General features: G+C 63.1%; 24 protein-coding genes. 2 read left to right on the top strand and 22 right to left on the bottom strand.

From position 1 onward, the window contains the following. Positions 1–28 precede the first annotated feature (28 nt). The 4 genes from EPN31_RS01910 to EPN31_RS01925 form a co-directional block, all read right to left on the bottom strand. Positions 29–1,159, bottom strand: coding sequence for an enoyl-CoA hydratase/isomerase family protein (locus tag EPN31_RS01910; RefSeq protein ID WP_291768692.1), 1,131 nt, complete (start codon positions 1,157–1,159; stop codon positions 29–31). Continuing rightward, positions 1,156–2,310: an acyl-CoA dehydrogenase family protein gene (locus EPN31_RS01915; protein WP_291768694.1), complete on the bottom strand. Its 1,155-nt coding sequence runs from the start codon at positions 2,308–2,310 to the stop codon at positions 1,156–1,158. Before EPN31_RS01915 ends, EPN31_RS01910 begins: the two co-directional genes overlap by 4 nt. Before the next feature lie 191 nt (positions 2,311–2,501). Beyond that, on the bottom strand, positions 2,502–2,792 hold the full coding sequence (locus EPN31_RS01920; RefSeq protein ID WP_291768697.1) for an RnfH family protein: 291 nt from the start codon (positions 2,790–2,792) through the stop codon (positions 2,502–2,504). Positions 2,793–2,819: 27 nt separating this feature from the next. Further along, positions 2,820–3,260, bottom strand: a complete 441-nt coding sequence (locus EPN31_RS01925) for a type II toxin-antitoxin system RatA family toxin (RefSeq protein WP_291768700.1) — start codon at positions 3,258–3,260, stop codon at positions 2,820–2,822. Positions 3,261–3,321: 61 nt separating this feature from the next. On the opposite strand from EPN31_RS01925, the gene smpB reads away from it, so the two are divergent. Further along, complete coding sequence (gene smpB, locus EPN31_RS01930; RefSeq protein WP_291768703.1) at positions 3,322–3,786, top strand: SsrA-binding protein SmpB; 465 nt, start codon at positions 3,322–3,324, stop codon at positions 3,784–3,786. Between the two features lie 72 nt (positions 3,787–3,858). Here the strand turns inward: smpB and EPN31_RS01935 are convergent, their stop codons facing one another. Then, positions 3,859–4,530: a methylated-DNA--[protein]-cysteine S-methyltransferase gene (locus tag EPN31_RS01935; RefSeq protein ID WP_291768705.1), complete on the bottom strand. Its 672-nt coding sequence runs from the start codon at positions 4,528–4,530 to the stop codon at positions 3,859–3,861. A 42-nt stretch (positions 4,531–4,572) separates the two neighbouring features. Then, a complete protein-coding gene (ppsA, locus tag EPN31_RS01940) occupies positions 4,573–6,951 on the bottom strand; it encodes a phosphoenolpyruvate synthase (RefSeq protein ID WP_291768707.1) in 2,379 nt (792 codons plus the stop codon). A gap of 177 nt (positions 6,952–7,128) precedes the next feature. On the opposite strand from ppsA, the gene EPN31_RS01945 reads away from it, so the two are divergent. Then, the gene (locus tag EPN31_RS01945; RefSeq protein ID WP_291768709.1) at positions 7,129–7,965 is read left to right on the top strand and encodes a pyruvate, water dikinase regulatory protein; all 837 of its coding nucleotides are present in this window, start codon (positions 7,129–7,131) and stop codon (positions 7,963–7,965) included. Positions 7,966–7,990: 25 nt separating this feature from the next. Here the strand turns inward: EPN31_RS01945 and EPN31_RS01950 are convergent, their stop codons facing one another. From EPN31_RS01950 to rpsB, 16 genes are all read right to left on the bottom strand, one after another. After that, positions 7,991–8,806 (bottom strand): RNA methyltransferase, encoded by an 816-nt coding sequence (locus tag EPN31_RS01950; protein WP_291768712.1) that lies wholly within the window; start codon positions 8,804–8,806, stop codon positions 7,991–7,993. Beyond that, positions 8,803–9,432: a ribonuclease HII gene (gene rnhB / locus EPN31_RS01955; protein ID WP_291768933.1), complete on the bottom strand. Its 630-nt coding sequence runs from the start codon at positions 9,430–9,432 to the stop codon at positions 8,803–8,805. The genes EPN31_RS01950 and rnhB overlap by 4 nt, the downstream gene beginning before the upstream one ends. A gap of 19 nt (positions 9,433–9,451) precedes the next feature. Further along, on the bottom strand, positions 9,452–10,666 hold the full coding sequence (gene lpxB, locus EPN31_RS01960; protein ID WP_291768715.1) for a lipid-A-disaccharide synthase: 1,215 nt from the start codon (positions 10,664–10,666) through the stop codon (positions 9,452–9,454). Continuing rightward, on the bottom strand, positions 10,663–11,463 hold the full coding sequence (gene lpxA / locus EPN31_RS01965) for an acyl-ACP--UDP-N-acetylglucosamine O-acyltransferase (protein WP_291768718.1): 801 nt from the start codon (positions 11,461–11,463) through the stop codon (positions 10,663–10,665). The genes lpxB and lpxA overlap by 4 nt, the downstream gene beginning before the upstream one ends. After that, positions 11,460–11,912 carry a 3-hydroxyacyl-ACP dehydratase FabZ gene (fabZ, locus tag EPN31_RS01970; protein WP_291768721.1) on the bottom strand — a complete coding sequence of 151 codons (453 nt, stop codon included), beginning with the start codon at positions 11,910–11,912 and terminating at the stop codon, positions 11,460–11,462. Before fabZ ends, lpxA begins: the two co-directional genes overlap by 4 nt. Next, complete coding sequence (lpxD, locus tag EPN31_RS01975; RefSeq protein WP_291768723.1) at positions 11,912–13,057, bottom strand: UDP-3-O-(3-hydroxymyristoyl)glucosamine N-acyltransferase; 1,146 nt, start codon at positions 13,055–13,057, stop codon at positions 11,912–11,914. The genes fabZ and lpxD overlap by 1 nt, the downstream gene beginning before the upstream one ends. 6 nt (positions 13,058–13,063) lie before the next feature. Further along, positions 13,064–13,585, bottom strand: a complete 522-nt coding sequence (locus EPN31_RS01980; RefSeq protein WP_291768726.1) for an OmpH family outer membrane protein — start codon at positions 13,583–13,585, stop codon at positions 13,064–13,066. Positions 13,586–13,679: 94 nt separating this feature from the next. Next, positions 13,680–16,049 carry an outer membrane protein assembly factor BamA gene (bamA, locus tag EPN31_RS01985; RefSeq protein ID WP_291768729.1) on the bottom strand — a complete coding sequence of 790 codons (2,370 nt, stop codon included), beginning with the start codon at positions 16,047–16,049 and terminating at the stop codon, positions 13,680–13,682. Positions 16,050–16,118: 69 nt separating this feature from the next. Next, positions 16,119–17,459 (bottom strand): RIP metalloprotease RseP, encoded by a 1,341-nt coding sequence (rseP, locus tag EPN31_RS01990; protein ID WP_291768732.1) that lies wholly within the window; start codon positions 17,457–17,459, stop codon positions 16,119–16,121. Positions 17,460–17,485: 26 nt separating this feature from the next. Further along, positions 17,486–18,694: a 1-deoxy-D-xylulose-5-phosphate reductoisomerase gene (locus EPN31_RS01995; RefSeq protein ID WP_291768735.1), complete on the bottom strand. Its 1,209-nt coding sequence runs from the start codon at positions 18,692–18,694 to the stop codon at positions 17,486–17,488. A 9-nt stretch (positions 18,695–18,703) separates the two neighbouring features. Continuing rightward, positions 18,704–19,540 carry a phosphatidate cytidylyltransferase gene (locus EPN31_RS02000; protein ID WP_291768739.1) on the bottom strand — a complete coding sequence of 279 codons (837 nt, stop codon included), beginning with the start codon at positions 19,538–19,540 and terminating at the stop codon, positions 18,704–18,706. A 31-nt stretch (positions 19,541–19,571) separates the two neighbouring features. Further along, positions 19,572–20,333 carry a polyprenyl diphosphate synthase gene (uppS, locus tag EPN31_RS02005; protein WP_291768742.1) on the bottom strand — a complete coding sequence of 254 codons (762 nt, stop codon included), beginning with the start codon at positions 20,331–20,333 and terminating at the stop codon, positions 19,572–19,574. Between the two features lie 23 nt (positions 20,334–20,356). Then, positions 20,357–20,917 (bottom strand): ribosome recycling factor, encoded by a 561-nt coding sequence (gene frr, locus EPN31_RS02010; protein ID WP_291768746.1) that lies wholly within the window; start codon positions 20,915–20,917, stop codon positions 20,357–20,359. A gap of 8 nt (positions 20,918–20,925) precedes the next feature. Further along, on the bottom strand, positions 20,926–21,642 hold the full coding sequence (gene pyrH, locus EPN31_RS02015; RefSeq protein WP_291768749.1) for a UMP kinase: 717 nt from the start codon (positions 21,640–21,642) through the stop codon (positions 20,926–20,928). A 106-nt stretch (positions 21,643–21,748) separates the two neighbouring features. Continuing rightward, positions 21,749–22,624, bottom strand: coding sequence for a translation elongation factor Ts (gene tsf, locus EPN31_RS02020; protein ID WP_291768751.1), 876 nt, complete (start codon positions 22,622–22,624; stop codon positions 21,749–21,751). A gap of 99 nt (positions 22,625–22,723) precedes the next feature. Further along, positions 22,724–23,476 carry a 30S ribosomal protein S2 gene (gene rpsB, locus EPN31_RS02025; RefSeq protein WP_291768755.1) on the bottom strand — a complete coding sequence of 251 codons (753 nt, stop codon included), beginning with the start codon at positions 23,474–23,476 and terminating at the stop codon, positions 22,724–22,726. Positions 23,477–23,482: the final 6 nt, after the last annotated feature.

Genomic DNA, 23,482 nt, shown 5'->3' on the forward strand with positions numbered 1-23,482 from the left:
TGTTTATGTGGAAATGAATCGAACCCGATCAGGGGGCCAGATCAGCCAGCGGGTGCGGCTGCCCGGCCGGCCAAGGGGCGACCAGAAAGCGCTGGACCCAGTCGCCGGAAGCCTGCTCGAGCGTGGCCGGCTGCCAGTGGGGGTTCTTGTCCTTGTCGATCAGCAGGGCGCGGATGCCCTCTCGCAAGTCCGGCTCGGCGCAACAGCGTAGTGAGGCGATGTATTCAGCCCGGAAGGTGTCTGCGAGCGACTGGTGCCGGGCCCGGGACAACAGGGTGTACCCCAGCCGTGCCGACCCTGGAGAACCCGCCAGAAAGGTTGCCGCCGCACGCGCCATCCAGGGGTCGTCGTGCGTCTTCCACCGCGTGATCGCATCACCGATTCGACCGAAATCGGCCTGTCCGCAGCCCGTCCTGATCTCGCTGGTGTGGCGCTGCAGCGGACCTGGCTCGGGATCGGGCAAGCGGAGCGCCTGCAGCACGTCGTCGACCTGGGCACCATGGCGTTCTGGATCGGCATCCCAGGAAGTTTCCGCCAGACCCTGCAGCGCCGCATCCAGATCCGCAGGCCCGCAGATCCAGTCCGCCAGCCCCAAATGCACGCAGTCCGCCGCACCCAGCTGCGCCCCGGTCAACGCCAGGAAGGTACCAATGCCGTTTGGCAGGCGGCTCAGCATCCAGGTGCCCGCCACGTCCGGATAGAGGCCGATGGTGACTTCGGGCATGGCAAAGCGCGTCGTGGTGGTCACGATCCGGTGACTCGCACCCAGCATCAGCCCGACTCCGCCGCCCATGATGATCCCACTACCCCAGCATAGGATGGGTTTGGGGTAGCGATGAATGTGGAAGTCCAGCCGGTATTCGGCTTCGAAGAACTCGCGTGCCGGAATGTTCGCCCAGGCATCCCCCGGCGGGCAGGCCAGCATGCCGCGATACAAGGCTTGCAGATCACCGCCGGCACAAAACGCCTTTTCGCCGGCCCCATTCAGCACGACCGCCGCAACGCGGGAGTCGGCCGCCCAGGCATCCAGCCGGGGCCCCAGCAACCGGCACATGTCCAGAGACAGGCTGTTGAGCGTCTGCGGGCTGTTGAGTGTCGCGATCCCGATGCGCCAGCCGTTGCGCGCCGAAATTTCCCGGAAGACGACGGGCTCGCTCATCGTAAATCGGCTCCCTGGGTCAGAATATGTCGGGCGACGATGAGGCGCATGATCTCGTTGGTACCTTCCAGGATCTGATGGACGCGCGTGTCGCGGACCAGGCGCTCCAGCGGGTAGTCCTTCAGATAGCCATACCCCCCATGGATCTGCTGGGCATCCAGGCATGACTGGAAGCACAGATCGGTCGCCAGCCGTTTGGCCATGGCGCAATACGCAGACGCCTGGGGATCGCCCTCGTCCAGCTTGCAGGCCGCCAGCCGGACCATCTGGCGCGAAGCCACCACGTTGCTCAGCAGGTCCGCCAGCTTGAACTGCAGCGCCTGAAAGTCGGCCAGCGCTTTCCCGAACTGGCGGCGTTCCCCCATGTAGCGGCGTGCCGCATCATAGGCACCCTGCGCCGCGCCCACCGAGCAGGTGGCGATATTGATGCGGCCGCCGTCCAGGCCCTTCATTGCGAAGCGGAAGCCTTCTCCCTCTTCGCCCAGACGGTTTTCGGCCGGAACGCGGACGTTCTCGAAAGTAATGGGGCGCGTGGACTGGCTGTTCCAGCCCATCTTGTTCTCTTTGCGACCGTAAGTGATGCCGGTGCTGTCGGCAGGCACCACCAGCGCCGAGATGCCGCGCGGCCCCGAATCGCCCGTGCGGGCCATGACGACCAGCACATCGGTATCCCCGGCGCCCGAAATGAAAGCCTTGGACCCATTGAGGACGTAGCTGCCGCCGTCGCGCTGCGCACTGGTTGCCAGCGAGGCGGCGTCCGAACCTGAACCGGGCTCCGTCAGACAGTAGGATGCCAGCTTGTCGCCAGTGGACAGCAGGGGCCCCCAGTGGTCCCGGACTGCGGGCTGGGCCCAGCTGCCGATCATCCAGGTGGCCATGTTGTGGATCGTGAGAAAAGCGGTAGTGGACGGATCAATCGCTGCCATTTCTTCGAAGACCAGCGTGGCATCGAGACGCGGCAAGCCCAGACCACCGATTGATTCTGGCGCGTACATCGCGCAGAAACCGAGTTCACCCGCCTTGGCAAAGGCTTCGCGCGGAAATATGTGCTCTTCGTCCCACTGGGCAGCATGCGGAGCAAGTTCGCCCTGTGCAAATTCACGCGCCGCCTGGGCAAAAGCCTGTTGTTCTTCGCTGAGGCGAAAATCCATGGTGCAAAGTCTCCGGACTGTGGATGTGGCTCGTGCAGGCTTGTGGCGCCGCACGACGCAGTAGGACTGAGGTAACGGTCAACCGAAACGCTGCATCGTTACTGTAGCACCACCGAATGCCCCTCGATGCGCCACCTTAGCGCAGCCGGCTGCCTACGGGCTGTCATGCGCGCGACAATCACGCTGCAGCCTCAAGGCCGCCCCGCCTTGCTCTTGCGATGCATCACCCGGCGGCGGCGAGACTCCTGAGGGTCGAACACCAACGGCCGATAGAGCTCCACGCGATCTGCCTCGTGCAGCACGCGCGAGGGTTCGCAGCGCTCGCCATAGACACCGAGCACAGGCAGGTGGTCCGTGAACTCCGGAAATTCACGCGCGAAGCCGCTGAGCGACAATACCTCGCCCGCAGTCGTACCCTCCGGGACCTGCAAGGCTTTCCGCCACAAGCCCGCTGGCGCCGCAAATGCAATCGTCACTTGCATGACCAGCATGCCATCATGGTGGCAGAGCTAGCGCTGATTGCCATACACGTCCCGTGCGCGCTGTGTGAAGGAGTCGATGAAGCTGGTCGCGATGCGGTTGAAGACGGGACCGATCACGGCCGACATGGCCCGGCTGGAAAACGCATATTCCATGGTATAGATGACCTTGCAGCCATCCTCACCCAGCGCCTGGAAACTCCAGTCCCCTGTCAGGCTCGAGAACGGCCCGTCGACCAGATGAAATACGATCCGATGCGGATAATGATGGTCGTTGCGGGTCGTGAAGCTCTGGCGGATTCCCGCAAAGCGGATCTGCACCGTTGCCTGCATACCCTGCTCGTTCTGCCATTGCACCTCGGTCCCGCCGCACCACGGCATGAACTCGGGATAGCGCGCCACGTCAGCGACCAGATCAAACATCTGCTCACAACGGTAGGGCACGAGGACGGAACGTTGGATGGAATGCATCGGCAAGACGAGTGGATAAGATAGAATTGTTGGATTTTACTGACCCAGACATCAGCAACCCATGAGTATTGTAGAGAATCGCAAGGCCACGCACGATTACTTCATTGAAGATCGCTTCGAGGCCGGGCTTGTGCTGGAAGGCTGGGAGGTCAAGGCGATCCGGGCGGGCCACGTCCAGATCAAGGAAAGCTACGTCATCGTGCGCGATGGAGCGTTATGGATACTGGGGATGCACATCAGTCCCTTGCCCACCGCATCCACCCATATCCACCCCAGTGCGACCCGCACCCGCAAGCTGCTGCTGCACGGGGAAGAAATCAGTAAGCTCATCGGCAAGGTCGAGCAACGCGGCTACGCGCTGGTGCCGTTGAACCTGCACTACAAGAACGGGCGCATCAAGCTGGATTTTGGCCTGGGACGCGGGAAGAAGCTGCATGACAAGCGCGACAGCGAGCGTGACAAAGACTGGGCGCGCGAAAAAGAGCGCCTGATGAAACACGATACCCATCAGACCCGCAAAGAGTAGCGGTCGCGAGCACCGGAATCCGTCAGGCGGCCGAAGGATGACACCCGGGGCGGGTCCGGCACAGCGGCTCGCTCAGACGATCCCCAGACCCTCGAGCTGGAGCAACCGGACCTTGCGGCGCAGCCCACCGCCGTAACCGTTCAGGCTGTGGTCGCGCGCCAGGATCCGATGGCAGGGAACAATGATACTGACAGGGTTGCTACCAACGGCGGTGCCGACCGCCCGGCCATGGCCCGTGCCCAGGCCAGCCTGCTCGCCCAACTCCCCATAGGACAGGGTGGCGCCAAAGGAGACCTCCAGCAGTGCGGCCCAGACCTTCTTCTGGAAGTCCGTGCCCCGAAGAGACAGCGGAACGTCGAAGACCTTGCGATCACCACGCCAGTACTCATGCAGTTCCTGATGCGTCTGGCGCAGAACTGCTGCAGGGGCGCCGGGCGTGTCGTTCTGCAGGAACCGTAGGGGCCCCATCTCCGCCGCATCCCTGGCGACCAAGGATACCGACGATCCGTTGGCGAACAGATCCCCGCTGCCCTGTGGAGGCACCCGCTGCGCCCTGAACGAGCGGATGGGTCGGCCAGCCAGCCGCCCGGCGGACGGGTCGGAAACGATCCGGGGAGCAGGCCCGACTCCCGCGACCGTGGGGCAATCCCGCTGGTCAGTGAAGTAAAGCCCCGTCAGGCCTGCTTCGTCCGCCTCCAGCAAAATGGCGCCAAGGGGCGAGTCGACCACAGCACGAAACAGCATGTGATGACCCCAGTGAGGCTCGGTCGCGGCGGGCAGCCGCAGTCAGGCGGCGACAGCCGTGTCGGCTAGCCGTTGCCAGGTATCCACCACCGTGTCGGGATTCAGGGATATCGACAGAATGCCCTCGTCCCGCAACCACTGGGCCAGGTCCGGATGATCGCTGGGACCCTGGCCGCAGATGCCCACATATTTGCCGGCCTTCAGGCACGCCTGGATGGCACGTCGCAGCATGAAGCGCACGGCCGGGTCGCGTTCGTCGAAGTCAGCCGCCAGAAGCTCCAGCCCCGAGTCCCGGTCGAGCCCAAGTGTGAGCTGAGTCATATCATTCGAGCCGATCGAGAACCCATCGAAATACTGCAGGAATTCATCCGCCAGAATGGCATTGGACGGGACTTCACACATCATGATGAGGCGCAGGCCGTTTTCGCCACGCTTCAGGCCATGGGCCGCCAGCAGCTCAACCACGCGCCGCGCCTGCTCCAGCGTACGCACGAACGGCACCATGATTTCGACGTTGGTCAGGCCCATTTCGTCACGGACCTTCTTCAGAGCCTCGCATTCCATGCGGAAGCACTCGGCGAAGTCCTCTGAAATATAGCGGGAGGCGCCACGAAATCCCAGCATCGGGTTTTCCTCGTCGGGCTCATAGCGGGAACCGCCCACCAGCTTGCGGTATTCGTTGGACTTGAAATCCGACAGGCGCACGATGACCGTCTTGGGGTAGAAGGCGGCACCAATGGTGGCAATGCCCTCAGCCAGCTTCTCGACAAAGAAGGCTCGGGGACTGGCATACCCGCGCGCGGCGGATTCAACGGCCTTCTTCAGGTCTGCGTCTACGTTGGGGTAGTCCAGGATCGCCTTCGGGTGCACGTTGATGTTGTTGTTGATGATGAATTCCAGACGCGCCAGACCCACGCCGGCGTTTGGAATCTGCGAAAAGTCGAAGGCAAGCTGCGGGTTGCCGACATTCATCATGACCTTCAGGCCAATGTCGGGCATCTGGCCCCAGTGCACTTCCTCGACCTCGGTCTCGATCAGACCATCGTAGATCCGGCCCTCGTCACCCTCGGCGCAAGATACCGTGACCTCGCGCCCGTTGGTCAGGACATCGGTTGCGTCCGCGCATCCCACGACGGCGGGAATCCCCAGCTCGCGAGCGATGATGGCCGCATGGCAGGTACGCCCTCCCCGGTTGGTGACGATGGCCGAAGCGAGCTTCATGACCGGCTCCCAGTTGGGATCCGTCATGTCGGTCACCAGGATGTCGCCGGAACGCACCTGGTCCATTTCCGATGCGTCACCGACGATGCGGACCGTGCCCGAGCCGATCTTCTGGCCGATTGCCCGCCCGCGAACCAGGATCTCGCCGGTGGCCTTCAGGCGGTAGCGCTCCTGAACATCATGGTGACCCTGCTGGGATTTGACGGTTTCCGGGCGGGCTTGAAGGATGTAGAGCTTGCCATCCACGCCATCTCGGCCCCACTCGATGTCCATGGGCCGTTTGTAATGAGCCTCAATGATGGTCGCGTAATGGGCCAGTTCGATGATTTCATCATCCGTCAGCGAATAGCGATTGCGTTCCGAGGCCGGTACTTCGACCGTGCGAACCGCGTGACCCGAGGCGCGGCTCTCGTCGAATTCCATCTTGATGAGCTTTGAACCGATGCGGCGGCTGATGATGGGATAACGGCCGGAGGCCAGCGTCGGCTTGAACACATAGAACTCATCCGGGTTGACGGCGCCTTGTACCACCGTCTCGCCCAGTCCGTAGGACGAAGTGATGAAGACCACGTCCTTGAAGCCGGATTCGGTATCCAGCGTGAACATCACACCAGCGCTGCCCTTGTCCGACCGGACCATCCGCTGGATACCGGCCGACAGCGCGACTTCCGCATGGGCATAGCCTTTGTGAACGCGATAGGAAATTGCGCGATCGTTGTAGAGGGACGCAAAGACCTGACGGATCTTCTCCAGGACGCCCTCGATGCCGACGACATTCAGGTAGGTTTCCTGCTGACCCGCAAAAGACGCATCGGGCAGGTCTTCCGCCGTCGCCGAAGAACGCACGGCGAAGGAGCCCTTCCCATCGGCGTCGAGCTTGGCGAAGGCGGTGCGCACAGCCGATTCGAAATCGGCGGGGAAAGGCGCATCGACCACCCACTGGCGGATCTCCGAGCCGGCGGCGGCCAGCTCGCGCACGTCCTCGGCATTGAGCGTGGCCAGCCGTGCATTGATGCGGCCGTCGAGCCCGGAAGACTTCAGGAAGGTGCGAAAGGCGTCCGCCGTGGTGGCAAAGCCACCCGGCACCCGGACACCCGCGCCGGCCAACTGACTGATCATTTCCCCTAGGGAAGCGTTTTTACCTCCGACCGAGTCCACGTCCGTCATGCGGAGCTGCTCGAATGGTACGACGTAAGACATGATGTCACCTTTGAGATATGGAAAGCGTGTTTGCCCGGCGTACGGACTTCAGGCCCAAAAAGCGGCGATGCTGAGGCCTGTGCGTGCGCCCGGCAAACCAGCCTTGCCTTGCTGGCCAGGTGACTGGTAACCTTTGGCGGATTGTACCGTTTCTGATGCTCGATGGCGTAACAGTTCATGGATGTCACCCCCCCGGAACGCACTGTTTTCATTGTTTCCGACAGCACCGGCATTACGGCGGAAACCTTCAGCCATGCCGTTCTCTCGCAATTCGAAACCATCGCCTTCCAGGCGGTTCGGCTGCCTTTCATCGATTCCATCGAAAAGGCTGACGCCGCCGCGCGAAAAATCGCCCAGAAATCGTCCCTGGGCGGGCCACCACCGCTGGTCTTCAGCACGCTGGTGGACCCCGAAATCGCCAGCCACATCCGCTCGGCGCCCTGCATCTTCCTGGATCTGTTCGGGGCCTTCGTGCACCGCCTCGAAAAGATTCTGAACGCCAGCGCCAACCGTTCGGTCGGCCGATCGCACACCAACGGCCTGAGCAAGCAATACAACCACCGCATCGAAGCCATCAATTTCAGTCTGGCACACGACGACGGCCAATACGTCCAGGGCCTGGAGCAGGCGGACGTGATCCTGGTGGGCGTGTCGCGTTGCGGCAAGACGCCGACCAGCCTCTACCTGGCGATGCAGTATGCGGTCAAGGCCGCCAATTTTCCGCTGATTCCGGAAGACTTCGACCGCGCGGCCCTGCCGGCGTCGCTGCTGCCCTTCCGGCGAAAGCTCTTCGGCCTGTCGATTCAGCCCGAGCGTCTGGCCGAGGTCCGCAACGAGCGCAGGCCCAACAGCACCTACGCCTCACTGAGGCAGTGCCGGGACGAGGTCGCCAACGCCGAGCGTTTGATGCGAATGGAGAACATCCCCTGGCTTTCCACCACGACCCGCTCGATCGAGGAAATCTCCACCAAGATCATGGATGAGGTCGGGCTGGACCGGTTGAGCTATCAGTAGTCGCCTGTCAGGGAGTAGCCGTCCGTCAGCCAGCAACCGGCGAAGCCCCGTGAACCCACTGCTGGCGACGCTGCTCGAACAGGCAGATGGCCGCCGCAGCCGCCACATTCAGGGACTCGACGGCCGGCTCCTGGGGGATGTGTATCCGCCTCGTCGCACGCGCCAACAGATCAGGCGCCACACCCTGCCCCTCGTTGCCGAAGAGCCAGGCGCAAGGCCTGCGCAAATCAACGTCATACAGCGAGCGAGCCTGTTCCAACGTCGTGACTGCCAACGGTACGTCGAGCCGGTCAGCCAGCGCACCCAGATCGACACGCTCGTGAATCTGCAGCGCAAAATGCGCTCCCTGGCCACTGCGCAACACCTTTGGCGACCATGCCTGCGCACAACCCGACGACAGCATGGCCTGCGACAGGCCGGCAGCGGCAGCCGTGCGCAGCAACGTTCCCAAATTCCCGGGGTCCTGGACCCGATCCAGCCACAGACAGCCCTGCGTGACCCGGTCCGGCAAAGCCGGTCGGGGCGGCGCCACTACACAGAAGACGGCCGGTCCGTGCTCGACCTGCGACAGCAGGCGCGCCAGGCTGTCCTGCAGCACGATGCGGCGGGTCTCCTCGCAAGCCTGCCAGAGTTCCTGCACCCAGGGCTGCGGCTGCATGGACTCGCCCACGATCAGGACCAGTGGCAGCCCATTGTGGTCGCACCAGGCCTCGCACAAATGCCGGCCCTCGAGCAGCACCCGATCCACGCCAGTGCGGCCCACCCGCGCCTGAGCCAGACGCAGCCAGAAGCGAAAGTCTGAATTGTCACGCGAGGTAAGGGTGCGGATGGGAATGCTCACTCGGGTACTCGGGCTGGATGGGTTTCATACCAGCGCCGAACCGGCGCGAAACTGCTCCGGTGGGCTGGGCAGGGTCCAAAGGCCTCGAGGCGGGACAGATGGAGCGCCGTCCCGTAGCCCTTGTGCCGATCAAATGCATAGTCTGGATAGCAGGCGTGCAATGCCAGACAGCAAGCGTCCCGCGACGTTTTCGCCAAGATGGAAGCAGCCGAGATGGCGGGCTCCAGGGCATCCCCGCCGACGACGGCTCTGGCCGGAGCCAGCAGATGCCGGGGCAGACGGTTGCCATCGACCAGTATCAGACGCGGTAGCCGCCGCAGGGACCGGCAGGCCCGCTCCATGGCAAGAAAGGTCGCCTGCAGGATGTTGAGACGGTCGATCTCCTCCACGGTCGCGCTGGCCACTGCCCAGCCCAGTGCAAACGCCCGAATCTCCGCCGCGAGCACCTCGCGGCGGGCCGGGCTGAGCTTCTTTGAGTCGTCCAGTCCGGTAATCGGATGGGCAGGATCCAGGATCACCGCCGCCGCGAAGACGGGTCCGGCCAGCGGGCCTCGACCCGCCTCGTCCACGCCAGCCAGCCAGTCCTCGGAAGGACGGGCAGCTGGAAAGAAATCCGGCTGCCCGATACGCGTATCGGAAGCGATGTCAGCCACCTGCAACCTCCAGAATGGCCTGGGCCGCGAGCCGTGGCGTATCGCGGCTCAGTGTTGCATGCAGGATCGCGAAGCGATCCGCCACCTGAAGGGCCAGATCAGTATCAGTGAGCGCCCGCCAGGTCTCCTCCGCCAGTGCCTGCGGCGTGGCGGCATCCTGGAGCAGCTCCGGCACTACAAAATCGCGCGCCAGGATATTAGGCAGCCCGACCCATGGGAGGCTTGGAGCGCGCTGCCCGGATCGCCACGCCATGAGCCGCCGCATCCAGGGCGTGATGGCATAAGCGATCACCATTGAACGCTTGAACAGCGCCGCCTCCAGTGTGGCGGTACCGCTGGCTACCAGGACGGCATCAGCCGCCTCCAGGGCATGCCAGGCGATGGGCCACTGCCCGGTTTCCCGGCCATCGGCCCGTGCCAAGACAGCGCTCGGTCCCTCCGGCAACTCCCGAAGGACCTTGCAGTTCGGCAATGGATACTGCGCGAGGATCGTCTCGAACTGCGACTGCCGCTGTCCGCTGACCACTGGAACCACCACCTGCAGTTCCGGGTCCCGCTGGCTCAGGAGCTGCGCCGCCTGAAGGAAACGGGGCGCCAGAAGGCGGATTTCCGACTCACGACTGCCAGGCATCAGCGCGAGCACGCGCCGCCCCGTTTCCAGTCCCAGCATGGCCCGTGCAGCAGCGCGGTCGGGGTGCACGGGAATCAGTTCCGCCAGCGGATGGCCGACATAGGTAACTGGGACGCCCTGCTCGCGATACAGATCCTCTTCGAAGGGAAATAGCACCAGCATGTGCGACACCGCCCGCCGAATCTGATGAATCCGTTCAAACCGCCAGGCCCAGATGGACGGACTGACGAAATGCACCGTGGGAATGCCCGCCGAGCGCAGGCGCTCTTCCAGCCGCAGGTTGAAGTCGGGCGCATCCACGCCCACGAAGACATCCGGCCGCTCAGCCAGCACCCGTCGGTGCGTGTCCCGCCAGATCCGGATGAGCCCGGGGGCGCGCCGCAACGCATCCACATACCCGAACACCGCCAGCGCATCCATGGAATGCCAGGCCTGAAACCCCACACGTCCCATGGCGGGGCCGCCGATACCAACGGTGCGGGCTGCGGGATCATGTGTCCGCAAGCCCTGAATCACCCGGGCGGCCAACAGGTCCCCGGAAGGCTCGCCCGCCACGATGGCGGCGCGCAGCGTCATGGGCGGGCAATGCCGCGGCCAGCGCCACGCAGAAAATCTACCAGCGTCTGCACGGCCTGGCGCTCCGCGGGATGGTCCTGCTGCAGCACGACCAGCGCCTCGATAGCCTGATCGATCTGGAGCTTGCGCCGGTAAACAATCTTGTAGGCTTCCCGGAGGACCAGTATGTCCTGGTCGGTGAAGCCGCGCCGCGAAAGGCCCTCGGAATTGATCCCAATGGGCCGGAACGAATCACCGGCTCCTATCATGTAGGGTGGTACATCCTGGCGCACGGAACTGGTGCCACCGATCATCACATGCGCGCCGATATGCACGAATTGATGGACCGCCGACAGGCCCCCGAGAATGGCCCAGTCGCCAATATGCGTGTGTCCGCCCAGCTGCACGCTGTTGGCGATCACCACGTGGCTGCCCACCTGGCAATCGTGCGCAATATGGACATAGGCCATGATCCAGTTGTCGTCGCCCATCCGCGTCGTGCCGGCGTCCTGCGCCGTCCCGATATTGACGGTGACGAATTCCCGGAAGGTATTCGCGCCGCCGATGACCAGCGCGGTAGGCTCGTCCGCGTATTTCTTGTCCTGAGGGATACCGCCGATCGAGCAGAAGCGATAGAAATGATTGTTCGGTCCAATGGTAGTGTGACCATCGACCACGCAATGGGGACCCACCCGCGTACCGGCACCGAGGCGAACATGCTCACCGATGATGCTGTAAGGGCCGACGGTCACGCCATCCTCCAGAATGGCCCCCGGTGCGACGATCGCGGTGGAGTGAATCTGCGCCGCCGCCATCATTCCTCCAGGATTCGCACGGCGCACATGATCTTGGCCTCGGCTGCGATCTGGTCGCCGACCTTGGCGACGGCTGTGTACTTGCAAATCGAGCGGCTGAGCTTGTCGGCGGAGACTTCCATGCGGAGCTGGTCGCCCGGCACGACCGGGCGGCGGAAACGGGCACCATCGACGCCGACCAGGTAGTAGGCGATCTTGGTGCTGGCCAGATTCGGCGCACCGGCATCTGCAAAGGAAAACAGGGCGGCGGCCTGTGCGAGCGCCTCGATGATGAGCACCCCCGGCATGACCGGATGGTGCGCGAAGTGTCCCTGGAAGAAAGGCTCGTTGTAGGTGACGTTCTTGATAGCCACAATGCTCTTGCCGGGGTCCATCTCCAGAACGCGGTCCACGAGCAACATCGGCTGTCGGTGCGGCAGCCGTTCCATGATGTCCTTGATATCGAGTTCCATTATTGTGTGTCCTGCTTGTTGTCCGCCGGCTGTCCGGTGAGACTCGCTGCGCCCTGCCGTTCCGCCGCGCGCACGCGCCTGCGCAACTGCGCCAACTGGCCGATCACCGCTGCATTATGTTGCCAGGCAGTATGTTCGGCCACAGGGAATACCCCCGTGTAGCGACCCGCCTTCAGGATATCGGAAGTGACGGCCGTACCGCCCGAAATATGCACATCGTCGCCCAGCGTGAGGTGCCCGCCGAACATGGCAGCACCGCCGATCACGCAACGCTGCCCCATGGTGGTGGAACCCGCAACCCCCACACAGGCCGCCATGGCCGTATGATCACCGATGCGGCAATTATGGCCGATCATGATCAGATTATCGAGCTTGACACCATTGCCCAGAACCGTATCCTCAACAGCCCCGCGGTCCACAGTGGTATTGGCGCCGATCTCTACGTCATCGCCAATACACACACCACCCAGCTGGGCGATCTTCGCCCAAGCCCCGGGTGTACGCGGATCCGGTGCAAAGCCGAAGCCGTCGGCACCCAGCACCACCCCGGCGTGCAGGATGGCTCGCGCGCCGATCGTGACGCCATGATAGAGCGTGACGTGTGCATGCAGCAGGCTGTCGCGTCCAACGAAGCACCCCGGCCCGATGACGCAGCCTGCACCCACCCGCACGCCCGCTTCCAGATGCGCGCCTGCCTCGATGACTGCCAGAGGGCCTACGCTTACGCCCTCTTCCAGAACGGCATCATCGGCGACCACCGCGCTCGGGTGAATGCCTCGCGGCAGGCCGGCCAGCCGATGGCGGTCGAACCACTGCGCAAGCAGCGCATACATCAGATAAGGCTGGGCGCAGAGAACGGCGGCCCAGGAGACCGCATCCGGATGCCGCGCACGAAACGATTTCCAGTCTTCGGGCCGAAGGATCACAGCCGCCGCCCGGCAGTCGTCCAGTTGCCCATGGAGTCTGGGATTGGACAGGAAGCTGATCTCAGTGCCGCCCGCTGAGGACAGGGATCCGATACCGGCAATTCGCGGATCGGTACCACCATCGGGGATCTGGAGCGTGCACCCCAGGCCAACGGTATCAGCGGCCGCGAGAAGCTGCGAGAGTGCAGGAGCCCTTTCGAGCACGAGCAGCACAGGCATTGGCGATCAGCTGCCCAGAGCCTTGATGACCTGGTCCGTGATGTCGACGCGCGGACTCACGGTCACGGCGTCCTGGATGATCAGATCGTAGTTCTGCTGTTCCGCGATTTTCTTGATCGCGGCGTCGGCCTTCGCCACGATGGCCGAGAACTCCTCGTTACGGCGACGGTTGAAATCTTCCTGGAACTCGCGGCGCTTGCGCTGCAATTCGGAATCCATGTCCTGGAGCTGACGCTGGCGCTTGATGCGATCTGCTTCGGACAGGACCGGAGCGTCCTTGTCCAGCTTCTGCGCCTGTGCCCGCAGACTGTCGGACAGCTTCTGCAGGTCATCGTTGCGCTTCTTGAATTCGGCCTCGATCTTGGCCTGCGCCGCCTTGGCCGGTTTGGAATCGCGCAAAATGCGCTCTGTGCTGACAAAGCCGATCTTCGTGCCCTGGGCGTAGGAAGACGCAACCGGCAGCCCCCCAAGCCCAATCACCGCAGCCACTGCGAAAACAAGCGGCCCGCGCACGGCGCGACGGGTCATAGTCGAAACGTTCAAACCTGAAAGAAACATGATGTGGAATCCACCTGGGACGAGCTGCTACAAAAGGGTTTATTGTGCCATCAAACAGCCGGGTTCAGAAACCCGTGCCGATCTGGAACTGGAAGACTTGCTTCTGATCGCCTTCCTTGGCGTTCAACGCATGGCCGAAGGACAACTGCAGCGGGCCGAGCGGAGATTCCCAGGACAAGCCCAAGCCTGCGGAGTACTTCCAGCCGCAGGGATCGGCCGACGGAGAACTGGCATAACCGACCGGGCACCCGAAGCTGTCCGTCGTGGAAATCTGGCCCGCATCCGCAAAGACGAACCAGCGCAGCGTACGGTCGCGTGACGCGCCGGGGAACGGCAGATAGAGTTGAGCATTGGCCACCATCCGGCGCGAACCGCCCAGATCGGTGCCCGTGGCCGTGTCCACCGGCCCCAGGGACGCACCCCGGAAGCCGCGCACCGACCCGATGCCGCCAGCGTACAGGTTCTTGATGACCGGGAAAGGCTTGCCGGCTTCGCCGTAAGTCTTTTCCCAGTCCACCTGACCATTGAGCGCAAAGGTGAAGGCACGGCCCAGCGGCCAGAAGAACTGCTGCTGACCGCTGAGCTTGTAGTATTTCAGATCCATCGTGGACACGTCGGTGGACAGACGGGTGTAGCTGCCTTTGTGCGGCGCCAGTGCGCTGTCCCGGGTGTCCTTGGCCCAGCCGACGCTGAAGATCGCCGAATTGGTCGTGTCGCCGTAGTACTTCTGAACGTAGTCGACATAGGCCTGCGGAGCCTGGAAAGGACCCGAAAGGTTGATGTCGTTGATGGAATTGTGTTCGAACGTCACCCCGGCGAACACCCGGTCGGTCTCGGAGATCGGGACCCCGAAGTTCAGGCCAGCGCCCAGGGACTGAACCGAATACCAGCCCAGTGAACCGCTGCCGTCGACGTTGTACGGGGTCGTGCGGCGGTAATACAGCGACGTGGTCTTGCTGATGCCGTCCTGGGTCCAGTACGGGTTGGTATGCGTCAGCACTGCGGCGCGGTTCGTGGCGCTGGTGTTGACATTCAGCGACAGGGAATTGCCGCTGCCAAAGACGTTGTCCTGGCTGATCCCGGCCGAGAGCATCAGCTTATCGGTGGAACCGTAGCCAACCCCCAGATTGACCATGCCAGTGGGCTTTTCCTTGACGTCGACATTGACGTCCACCTGGTCGGGCGTGCCAGGCACCGGCTCGGTCTTCACGTTCACGTCTGTAAAGTACCCCAGACGGTCGATCCGCTCCTTGGAGGTCTTGATGCTGGAGGCGTCATACCATGCAGCCTCCTGCTGGCGCATTTCCCGGCGCACGACCTGATCGCGCGTGCGCGTATTGCCGCCGACGTTGATCCGGCGCACATAAACGCGGCGGCCTGGGTCCACATAGAAGGTCAGGCTGGCAACGTGATGATCACGGTCCAGCACGGGGTTGGGATTGACGTTGGCAAATGCGTAGCCCAGGGATCCCAGGTAATCAGTAATCGATTTGGCGACCGCGTTGGTCTTCTCAGCAGAGAACGTTTCGCCTTCCTTGACGGTCACGAGCGGCTTGAGCTTGTCCTCCAGACCCAGCAAATCGCCCGCCAGTTCGACCTTGCCCAGCTTGTATGGCTGGCCCTCGTGCACGGTCATGGTGATGTAGATGGACTTGCGATCCGGCGAGATCGTGACCTGGGGGGGCTCCATGGAGAATTCCAGATAGCCACGGTCCAGATAATAGGAACGGATGCGCTCCACGTCGCCTTCGAGCTTCTCGCGGGAGTACTTGTTCGTCCCGGTGTACCAGGTCATGATGCCGCCGGTCGTGAGCTCCATCTGGTCTTCCAGCTTACCCGCCGAAAAGGCCTTGTTGCCGATGAACTCGATCTTCGAAATCGTGGCGACGTCGCCTTCGAAGATGTCGAAGCTTACCCCCACCCGGTTGCGCGGCAGCGGTGTAATGACGGGGTTGATCTGCACCCCATATTTGCCCTTGGACAGGTACTGTTGCTTGATTTCGAAGGCTGCGCGATCCAGCATGGCCTGATCGAAAACCCGGCCCTGGCCGAAACCGACCTGTGACAGCGACTTCAGGATCGTCTTGGTATCGAACTCGCGCATGCCGTTGAAGTTGACGGACGCGATGGTGGGGCGTTCCTTCACCGACACAACGAGCACGTTGCCGCGTGCATCAATCTTCACGTCGTTGAAGAACCCGGTTCCGTACAGCTTCTGAATGGCGGTGGACGCCTCTTCTTCTGTGAAGGTCTGGCCTATCTTGACGGGCAAATAGGTGAAGATCGTACCCGGATCTACGCGTTCAAGCCCCTGAACCTGAATGTCACGCACCACGAAGGGCGTAAAAGCCGCCGCCACTGTCGGCGCCAGCAGTGTTGCCAGCATCAGCGAAACGGCACGCTTGGACAAACGAAACTTCCGGGGAGACGACATCCTGGCAATCCTTTTCAAGCCGTGCGCGGATAAGGCATCAGCGATGCGCGATTGTAAGTCACAACCTCATCAACTGAAAAGCCGCTCAAAATCATTGAACAACGCCAGAACCATGAGCCCGAGCACCGCCGCCAGCCCCAGGCGCAACCCCACATCCCGGATCCGTTCCGGAACAGGGCGTCCACCGCGCAAAGCCTCGATGACATAGAACAGTAAATGACCACCGTCGAGCATGGGAATGGGCAACAGGTTCAGCACCCCGATGCTGATGCTGATGAGAGCCAGAAAATCCAGGTAGGCCACCAGACCGACTCGGGCCGTCTGCCCCGCGTATTCTGCGATGGTCACCGGCCCGCTGATGGCCCGCCAGGAAGCTTCGCCGACCAGCATGCGCCCCAACATGCGCAGCGTGAACAGGCTCATGTCCGCCGTCCGGCGGACCCCGGTGACCAGACTGTCCACCGGCCCCTGCCGCACGAGCACCTGGGGTTGCCGCCCCTGCACCAGTGTCCCGATCCGCCCAATCCGGTGGCCCCCCGAATCAGTCTCCGACCGAGGGGTCACAGTCAATGACACTAAGTCGCTGTTGCGTAAAACCGTCAAGGGCAGCGGTTGTCCGGCATGAGCCTGGGTCACGTCCACGAACCGTTGAACCGACGGATTTTGAATCGTTCCGACCGCGCGAACCTCATCCCCCGGCTGCAACCCTGCTCTCTCGGCCGGTCCCCCCGGTGTCAAAGTCCCAATCACCGGAACCGGCGATGCAAGCACCAGGCCGACGGCCACCAGCGGGTCCGTCCGGCCACTCGCAGACGCCTTCTGGGCGGGTACCTGCAGCGTGACCGTTCGGCGACTGCCATCCGGGGTCCGGATTCCCATCAGGATCGCACCACCCACGGTCACAGGCTCCATCAGCTGCCAGCGGGCCTGCGTCCAGGACGCAACAGGCTGACCATCCACCGATGTCAGAATCGTGCCGGCGGGCAGACCAGCCATGGCAGCTGGTGTATTCGCGGCGGGAGCGGCGAGTACCGCCGCCGGTTGGAGCGTGCCCCACATCCCCAGAAACGCGTAGACAAGCGCCGCCAGCAGGAGGTTGGCCAGTGGCCCGGCCAGCACGATCGCTACCCGCCGCGTGAGCGGTTGATGATTGAAGGCCAGCCGGCGTGTGGCCGCATCCGCGCCGGCTGGCGCGTCATCGAGCATCTTGACATAGCCGCCCAACGGGATGGCCGACAGCGCCCATTCGGTGCCGTGCCGGTCCACCCGCCGCAACAGGACCGGGCCGAAGCCGACGGAGAATCGCACGATGGGTACACCGCACAGGCGGGCAACGGAATAATGCCCCCATTCGTGAAAGGTCACGAGGAGGCCCAAGGCAAAGGCGAACGCAACCAGGGTCAGCAGCATGGGTGAATCACGTCAGCAGTCAGAGGTCAGAAGGCGGTCTGGCAGAAATCCGCAGCGATACGGCGTGCCCTGGCATCGATCGCCAGAACGTCATCCAGCGATCCTGGTAGCGACGATTTCCACTTGAGGGAGTCATTCAGGCATCTCTCGATGATACGGGCAATCTGTGTATAGCGCAGCCGCCCCTTGAGGAAACCATCGACCGCGACTTCGTTGGCCGCATTCAGGGTGATACAGGCGGCCTGACCTTGGCCAAGGGCGTCCAGCGATAGCCGCAGACAGGGAAACCGCACCAGGTCCGGTGCCTCGAAATCCAGGTGCCCCAGCCGGGTGAGCTCCAGCAGCCCCACTCCACTGGCAATGCGGTCCGGGAAACCCAGCCCGTAAGCGATGGGTGTGCGCATGTCGGGTTGCCCCAACTGGGCCAGCACCGATCCGTCGTCGTACTCGACCATGGAATGCACCACGCTTTGCGGATGAACGACCACCTGGATCCGATCTGTGGGCATGGAAAACAGCCAGTGAGCCTCGATGACTTCAAGGCCTTTGTTGAGCATGGTGGCCGAATCCACGGAAATCTTGCGGCCCATGCGCCAGTTAGGATGAGCGCACGCCTGATCCGGTGTCACGGAATCGAGTTGTTCCAATGCAGTGCGGCGAAACGGTCCACCTGAAGCCGTCAGCAGCAGGCGCCTGACGCCCGGCGCGGGATGATCCGGGGCAAATGCCCGATCCGGTGTCTGGGGCAGACACTGGAAGATCGCGTTGTGTTCGCTGTCGATTGGCAAAAGCTGTGCGCCATGCTCCCGCACGGCCCGCATGAAGAGCCCGCCTGCTGCGACCAGCGCTTCTTTGTTGGCCAGCAACACCCGCTTGCCGGCGCGCGCAGCCGCCAGCGCGCCCGGCAAACCAGCCGCACCGACAATCGCCGCCATCACGGCAGTGACCTCGGGGTCTGCTGCCGTATCCGCCAGCGCCTGAGCGCCCTGGCGAATCTCCGGCAAGGGACGCCCGACCGGCCAGGCCGCCACGAACCGCGCTCGCGCTGCATCATCCGGAACAATCACAACGCGGGCGGCATGGCGTGCCGCCTGAGCCGCCAGGGCCTCAATACGCGTGTAGGCACTGAGCGCGTGCACGACGAAGCGCCCGGGATGACGCGCCACGACGTCCAGGGTGCTTACGCCGATGGAACCCGTCGAGCCGAGAATGCAGAGATGATGCAGGACAGACATGGACACTGGTCAAAGAAGCAAAAGAAGAATGGCAGCCGGCGCAACCGGCAGCACGGCATCGATTCGATCGTACACCCCGCCATGACCCGGTAACAGCCGACTGGAGTCCTTGACACCCGCACGGCGCTTGAGCAGCGACTCGAACAAGTCACCCACGATGGACCATGCTGCCAGCAGGATGCCGGCCACGATCAGCGCTGGCCAGCCCAACCGGCCCAGTAACAGCGCGCCAAAGCTCCCCGGCCACCACACGGCTGTGGCCGCCAGCCACAATACGGCCGCCACGATCCCACCCACGGCGCCCTCTCGGCTCTTGCCTGGGCTGACGCGAGGGGCGAGCTTGTGCCGCCCCAGGCTTCGGCCGACAAAATAGGCCGCAATATCGGCGCACCAGACCAGCGCCCAAAGGCTGATCAGTGCCGCCGCGCCGTGCACCACGAAAAGCCATGCCAGTGCATACCAGGTGGCCGCAAGCAGCCATAGCCCCAGCATTGCCAGCGGCACCGCCCGCCAATATCCCGGCAATTCAGCGCGCATGACCGCGCGAGGTGCCGCCAGCAGCCAGAAGAGGACTGCCAACGACAGAACGACTGCACGCGACCCGGGTTCCAGCCAACCGGAACCCAGGAGCAATCCGGCTGAGGCCGCCAGCAGCAGGATGGCAAACGCGCCAGCGAGCCAGCCCGCACGGCGGGCCCCCACTGGAACCAGCCGCAGCCACTCCCACCAAGCGCAAGCGCACATGACGGTCAGCAGAATGAGCATGGGCCAGGAACTGTCCGCCGATACCGCTGCGGCAACGATCAGCAACAGCACCAATGCCGTGAGAATGCGCGTACGCAGCATGGAGATCCCCGTCAGGTTCCGGTTCCAGGCCTCAGGTGGGCGAGGCCAACTGTGCGCTGGTGCGGCCAAATCGCCGTTCGCGGCCACGATACCATGCGAAGGCCTGATCCACGTCGTCCGCTCTGAAATCGGGCCAATAACGATCGGTGAAATACAGCTCGGTGTAGGCAAGCTGCCAGATGAGGAAATTGGAGATGCGCTGCTCACCGCCAGTCCGGATGAACAAGTCCGGCTCCGGAGCGTAGGACATGGCGAGCCAGGGATCCAGAGCGTTTTCGTCGATCTGCTCGGGCTGAGCTGCGAGTTCCGGGTGTGCGGTCAGCAAGGCGCGCATGGCCTGCAGGACGTCCCACCGGCCACCATAATTCGCGGCGATGGTCAGTGTCAGCGCGGACTGGCCGGCGGTGCGCTCCTCGGCTGACTTGATCAGCCCGCGCAACTTGTCATCGAAAGCGCCCAGGTCGCCCACGACCCTGAGGCGCACTCCTTGGGCCACCAAGCGATCCACTTCCCTTTCGAGGGTACGTACGAACAGCCGCATGAGCAAGGAAACCTCCTGAGCCGGGCGGCGCCAGTTCTCGGAGCTGAAAGCAAAGAGTGTGAGGTATTCGACACCCCGCCGGCCGCAGGCCTCTACCACACGCCGGACGGCATGCACTCCCCGGATATGCCCGGCCGTGCGCGGCAAATGCCTCTGCGTCGCCCAGCGCCCGTTGCCATCCATGATGATGGCCACATGGCGCGGTGTCTGGCTGGTTGCCGGAATCGTGCGAGTTGAACTGCTCGGGCTCATGCCGCCTGTGCCGATCCGGACCGTCAGACCGTCATGATCTCGGCCTCTTTCTGGGCGACAAGCTTGTCGATGTCGGCCACAAAGCGGTCCGTGAGTTTCTGGACTTCGTCCTGGCCCCGACGCTCTTCGTCCTCGGAGATTTCTTTTTCCTTCAGCAGCTTCTTGAGGGTTTCATTGGCCTCGCGGCGCAGATTGCGCACGGCGACCTTGGTGTCTTCGCCTTCTCCGCGCGCGACCTTGGTGAGGTCACGGCGGCGCTCCTCGGTCAGGGACGGCATGGGTACCCGGATGTTGTCGCCCATCGCAATAGGGTTCAGCCCCAGATCAGACTCACGGATCGCCTTGTCGACCGGGCCCGCCATGGTCTTCTCCCAGACTTGGACGCTGAGCGTCCGCGCGTCGATGACGGTGACGTTGGCAACCTGGCTCACCGGAACCAGCGAGCCATAGTACTCGACCAACACATGGTCCAGGATCCCGGCGTGGGCACGACCGGTACGGATCTTGCCCAGGCTGGCCTTCAGCGATTCGATGGACTTGCCCATGCGCTCGTCAGCCGAGCGGCGAATGTCGGAGAGACTCATACAGGCTCCTATACCTGAACCAGAGTACCCTCATCCTCGCCGCAGATGACGCGTCGAAGAGCCCCTGGCTTGTTGATTGAAAAGACCTTGATCGGCAGCTTCTGATCGCGACACAGCGCAAACGCCGTCGCGTCCATGACCTCGAGGCGCCGAATGATGGCCTCGTCGAAACTGATGTGGGAATAGCGGGTGGCGCTCGGGTCCTTGTTCGGATCCGCGCTGTAGATGCCGTCGACCTTCGTGGCCTTGAGCACGACCTCAGCCCCCACCTCGGCGCCGCGCAACGCAGCAGCCGTATCCGTCGTGAAGAACGGATTGCCGGTGCCGGCCGCAAAGATCACGACCTTGCCCTCTTCCAGATAGCGCAGCGCTTTCGGCCGAATGTAGCGTTCCACCACTTGGTCAATGTTCAGCGCCGACTGGACGCGCGCGTCCGCTCCGTGGTTCTTCAGCGCGTCCTGCAGGGCCAAGGCGTTCATCACCGTGGCCAGCATGCCCATGTAGTCGGCCGTCGCCCGGTCCATGCCTTGGGCACCCGGCGCTACGCCCCTGAAGATGTTTCCGCCGCCAATCACGACCGCCAGTTGCACACCCAGCGATACCACACCGTGAATTTCCTCTGTCATGCGAAGAATCGTCGCACGGTTGATGCCGAACGCATCAGCACCCATCAGGGCCTCGCCCGACAGTTTCAGGAGGACACGCTTGTAGGCCGGATTAGTCATGCACCAGGTTCCTGGAAGGTTGAAGCACGGAATTGAAGACCGCCGGGTACCCGACGGCACCGTCACGGATCCCGTGCGGATGCCATCGTACCCGAATCACCGCGGCTCAGGAACCGCTGGCAGCAGCCGCCACTTCGGCGGCGAAGTCTTCGGATTTCTTCTCGATGCCCTCGCCCACGACATACAGGACGTAACGGTTCACACGAGCGCCATGCGCCTTGAGCATCTGTTCAACGGACTGCTTATCGTTCTTGATGAAGGGCTGGGACAGCAGCGTGACTTCCTTCAGGAATTTCTGCACCGAACCCTCGATCATCCGGGTCACGATGTCTGCCGGCTTGCCGGATTCGGCCGCCTTCTGCTCGGCCACGGAACGCTCCGTGGCGATCAGCGCCGGATCCACTCCGCCGACATCCAACGCCTTGGGCCTGGAAGCCGCAATATGCATGGCCAAGTCCTTGCCGACTTCCGCGTTGCCGGCGAAATCCACCAGCGCACCAATGCGCCCGCCGTGCACATAGCTGTTCAAGCCGTCAACCGTCTCAAAGCGCTGGAAACGGCGCACAGTGATGTTCTCGCCGATCTTGCCCACCAGTGCGGTCCGGGTGGACTCAACCGTGCCCTCGCCCATGGACAAGGCGTTCAAGGCAGCGACATCAGCCGGGTCACGCTCCGTCACCAAACGGGCCAGCGCGTTGACGAAGCCGATGAAGTCCTGGTTCTTGGCCACGAAGTCGGTTTCACAGTTGACCTCGACCAGGGCCCCGGACTTCCCGCCGTCGGCAATGTACACCCCGACCAGACCTTCGGCCGTGACGCGGCTGGCTGCCTTGGAGGCCTTGCTGCCGAGCTTGACGCGCAGCAGTTCCTCGGCGTGAGCCATGTCGCCGCCAGCTTCAGTGAGTGCCTTTTTGCATTCCATCATGGGCGCGTCAGTCTTTTCGCGCAGTTCCTTCACCATGGAAGCGGTAATTTGAGCCATCAGATTCTCCTGTTCAATCAATGCGCACACCGGCAAAAGCCGGTGCACGGCAGGCGCCGACATCGCGGACGCCTGGGTCTGGCAAAGCCGGGAGCGGATTTATTCCTGTTCCTGGTCCTGCTCGACTTCGATGAATTCCTCGTTCTCGGCGAGTTCTTCGGTCAGACCATTGAGGGCCTGCTCGCGGCCGGCCAGGACGGCATCGGCCATCCCGCGGGCATACAGGGCAATCGCCTTGGACGAATCATCGTTGCCGGGGATCACGTAGTCGATGCCTTCGGGCGAATGGTTGGTGTCCACGACCCCGACCACCGGAATGCCCAGCGTACGCGCTTCGGCCACCGCGATCTTGTGATAGCCCACGTCGATCACGAAGAGCGCATCGGGCAACGTGGTCATTTCCTTGATGCCGCCGATGGACTTGTTGAGCTTGGCCATTTCGCGATCGAACATCAGCGCTTCCTTCTTGGTCATATGCTCGGTGACACCTTCGGCCTGCTGGGCTTCCATGTCCTTCAGACGCTTGATCGAGGTCTTGACCGTCTTGAAATTGGTCATCATCCCGCCCAGCCAGCGGCTATCCACATACGGCATTCCGCAGCGTTGGGCTTCGGCGGCGATCAGTTCACGGGCGGACCGCTTCGTGCCGACGAAAAGCACGGTCCCGCGGCGGGCGGCAACCTGGCGCACATACTGGCTGGCCTCCAGGTATTTCTCAACCGTGCGCTCCAGATTGATGATGTGGATCTTGTTACGCTGACCAAAGATGTACTCGGCCATCTTCGGGTTCCAGTAGCGGGTCTGGTGACCGAAATGGACACCGGCCTCTAGCATTTCGCGCATGAGTGACATATGAAG

This window comes from Castellaniella sp. (assembly GCF_004321985.1).
In the GTDB taxonomy this organism is placed as follows: Bacteria; Pseudomonadota; Gammaproteobacteria; order Burkholderiales; family Burkholderiaceae_B; genus Castellaniella.